Source organism: Acinetobacter sp. ANC 3929, assembly GCF_000369405.1.
Lineage (GTDB): Bacteria > Pseudomonadota > Gammaproteobacteria > Pseudomonadales > Moraxellaceae > Acinetobacter.
In genome coordinates, this window is record NZ_KB849998.1 from 175498 (window position 1) to 178589 (window position 3092).

The window sequence follows — 3092 nt, forward strand, 5'->3', positions numbered from 1 at the left end:
ACCATTGCTTTGTAGTGTCCAGCCTTTATCTAATGCGGTGATTGCATCTCCAACATTGTTCAAGCTATCGCCATTTACCGTGTAGTTCGGCTTGCTGACCGTACCATCTGGATTCACAGTTGAACCGCCACCTAATGCATCGGAGACGCTTTGCGCATTCTTCGCCAATTGACTACCATTAATGGCATCTTTCGAATCCGGGTTGATGTCGCCATCGGCTACACCTGTGATCTTGCCTGTTGCACTATCAATCGTAACATCACCGACTTTCACCGAGTCAAAGTTCACATCTTTCGCTGTCGCAACATCGTAGTTGGTACTGCCATCGGCATTTTTAGACTCGGTTACAACAATGTTGTCACCTTCGGTTACTGTGGTTTTTGCTGCAACGGCTGCACCGCGGACTGAGTCGATCGCATCATGAATGTTGTTTTGACCTGTGTTTCCAACATTAGTGGTGGTGATTGATCCATTTGGATTTAACACCGTTTCTCCACCAATTGCGTTCTTCACACTGTCCGCAACACCATGTAATTGACCGCCATTCACGGCCTCTTTAGAACCTGCTGCAATCGTTCCATCTGTGACACCGCTAATCTTACCAGTCGTGCCATCAATGCTGACGTCACCCACTTTGACATTATTAAACTCAACGTCGTCTGCGGTTGCAACATTGTAAATGTCTTGTCCATCATCCCCTGTGGTCTTAGTCACGGTAATGTTCTTACCCTCGGTGACTTCAGTTTTCGCTGCCGCTGCCTGACCTCGAACGGAATCAATTGCATCGTGAATGTTATTCTTGCCTGTATTACCCACATTGCTGGTAGTCACTGTTCCATCTGGATTCAATGTTGTTTCACCACCAATAGAATTCTTCACGCTGTCCGCAACACCATGTAATTGACCGCCATTCACGGCCTCCTTAGAACCTGCTGCAATCGTTCCATCTGTGACACCACTGATCTTGCCTGTCGTGCCATCAATGCTGACGTCACCCACTTTGACATTGTTAAACTCAACGTCGTCTGCGGTTGCAACATTGTAAATGTCTTGTCCATCATCCCCTGTGGTCTTGGTCACGGTAATGTTCTTACCCTCGGTGACTTCAGTTTTCGATGCTGCTGCTGCATTGTCTAACTGGTCTTTGTTCACAGCATCTGTACCTGCTGTACCTGCTGCCACATTACTGATCTTGTTTCCTGCAGCATCAATACCAGACTTAGTTACGCTTGGACCACCAACAATGCTCATACCATCATTGTTGATTACGGTATCACCTGCAGTGACGCTATCCACTTTCAAGTCGCGGTTCAGGCTGTACTTGATGTCATTGCCTTCTTTCGCCACTTGTAAGTTTTCTTCGCCATCCGCTGTACCGATATCAACCGTATCACCTGCTTTCACCGCACCTGCATTCGCACCATTGCTTTGTAGTGTCCAGCCTTTATCTAATGCGGTGATTGCATCTCCAACATTGTTCAAGCTATCACCATTTACCGTGTAGTTCGGTTTGCTGACCGTACCATCTGGATTCACAGTTGAACCACCACCTAATGCATCGGAGACGCTTTGCGCATTCTTCGCCAATTGACTACCATTAATGGCATCTTTCGAATCAGGGCTGATGTCGCCATCGGCTACACCTGTGATCTTGCCTGTTGCACTATCAATCGTAACATCACCGACTTTCACCGAGTCAAAGGTTACGTCTTTCGCTGTCGCAACTTCATAGTTGGTGCTGCCATCGGCATTTTTAGACTCGGTCACAACAATGTTGTCACCTTCGGTTACTGTGGTCTTCGCTTCTTTTGCTGCTTGACCAAGACTACTAATTGCATCATTGATATTGTCTTTGCCTGTACCACCAATATCAGGGTTGGTATATTTGCCCGTGTTTGGATCATAAGCAGTGTCACCACCGATAATGTTCTTCACGCCTTCACCTTGAGCATGTAACTGGCTGCCATTGATCGCATCTTTTGAGTCAGCACTTACCGTACCGGGTGCAACACCCGTGATTTTCTTGCTGCCAGCATCAATACCAGACTTAGTTACGCTTGGACCACCAACAATGGTCATGCCATCATTGTTGATCACGGTATCACCTGCTGTGACACTATCCACTTTCAAGTCGCGGTTCAGGCTGTACTTGATGTCGTTGCCTTCTTTCGCGACTTTTAAGTTTTCTTCACCATCCGCTGTACCAATATCAACCGTATCTCCTGCTTTCACTGCGCCAGCATTTTCTCCATTGCTTTGTAGTGTCCAACCTTTATCTAAGGCTGTAATCGCATCACCGACATTGTTTACGTCAGCACCATTCACTGTGTAATTTGGTGCTGTTACTGTGCCGTCTGGATTTACCGTTGAGCCACCGCCAAGTGCATCAGAAACACTTTGCGCATTCTTCGCTAATTGACTGCCGTTGATTGCATCAGTTGAATCTGGATTTACATCACCCGCTGCAACACCACTGATCTTGCCTGTTGTCCCATCAATCGTAACCTCGCCAACTTTAACGTTGTTAAACTCAACATCATCTGCGGTCGCAACTTGGTAGATGGTTTGCCCATCTGCACCAGTTCTGCTTTCAATGGTGACGTTTTTACCTGCTTCAACTTCTGTTTTTGCTTTAGCTGACTCACCTTTAATTGCATCAGCTACAGTGTCATAGCCTTGGTCATTGACTGTAAATGGACCATTTAGCTTACCGCCTTCATTCGTTACACCTCCACCAAGGATATTGCCCGCTGAATCGACACTGTCATTGAGTTGGCCACCATTGACTGCATCTTTAGAACCAGCAGTAACTTCACCATCAGCGACATTGCTAATTTTTTGATTGCCCGCATCAATGCCAGACTTGGTGATACTTGGACCATTGACAATAGTTAGACCATCATTGTTGATGGTGGTATCACCTGCCTTAACACTGTTCACATTCAGGTCTTTGGCAAGTTCAATTGCTACTTTTCCGTCTTGGACCTTGGTGCTGATGTTCTCATCTGCGCCCACAACATCAACTGCTTCACCCAGTTTCTTCTGAATGGTGGTGCCATCTTGCGCGGTTAAGCCAAAGCCTTTATCAGTTA

The 3092-nt window shown here is 46.5% G+C and carries 1 pseudogene; it reads right to left on the reverse strand.

Annotated features, from left to right (window positions below):
* A pseudogene (locus tag F909_RS0120170) lies at nt 1-2880 on the reverse strand (hypothetical protein); the annotation flags it as partial.
* Nucleotides 2881-3092 lie beyond the last annotated feature (212 nt).